At 65.3% G+C, this 678-nt stretch carries 1 protein-coding gene; it reads right to left on the bottom strand.

What is annotated here, in order from left to right:
- Window positions 1-678, bottom strand: a 678-nt coding sequence (locus tag KDM41_18295; protein MCB1185375.1) for a serine/threonine protein kinase, incomplete at both ends; no start/stop codon positions are given.

Here is a 678-nt window from a genome sequence, read left to right as displayed (position 1 = left end):
TGTCCGCGGCGAGCGCGTTCACGGTCTGGTAGCGCCGGTTCCGGTCCTTCTGCAGCGCGGTCATCACGATCGCGTCGAGGTCGCCCTTCAGTTCACGCCTGAGCTCGCCGGGGCTGACGCGACGCTTCGTGGCGATCTCTTGGAGCTTGGCGTCCTGCGACGAGACGCGCGACGACGGCGTCGGCGGATCGACTTCTCGGATCGTCTTTCGAAGCGCGTCGTAGCCGGCCGACCGAAGCGCGTCGGAGGAGAAGGGGAGGGCGCCGGTCAGGAGTTCGTAGAGGATCACGCCGAGGGAGTAGACGTCACTGCGCGTGTCGATGTCGGCCGAAGTGAGGTCGGCCTGCTCGGGACTCATGTACTCGGGCGTTCCGACCAGCTGCCCGATCTCGGTGAACATCGACCGATCCGTGAGCGGGGCGGACATCGCCTTGGCGAGCCCGAAGTCGATGATCTTGGGCTGTGGCGTTCCGCTCACGTCGGTGACGAGGAGGTTGGTCGGTTTGAGATCGCGGTGGAGGATCGCCTTCTGGTGCGCGTGCTGGACTCCGTCGCACACCTGGGCGAACAGCTCGAGCCGCTTCTTCGTCGAGAGCCCGTTCCGGTCGCAGTACTGCGTGATCGGTTCGCCCTTCACATACTCCATGACGAAGTAGGGACGACCCGCTTCCGTCTCTC

The organism is bacterium, from assembly GCA_020440705.1.
In the GTDB taxonomy this organism is placed as follows: domain Bacteria; phylum Krumholzibacteriota; class Krumholzibacteriia; order LZORAL124-64-63; family LZORAL124-64-63; genus JAGRNP01.
This window is presented reverse-complemented; position numbering and strand designations above follow the sequence as displayed.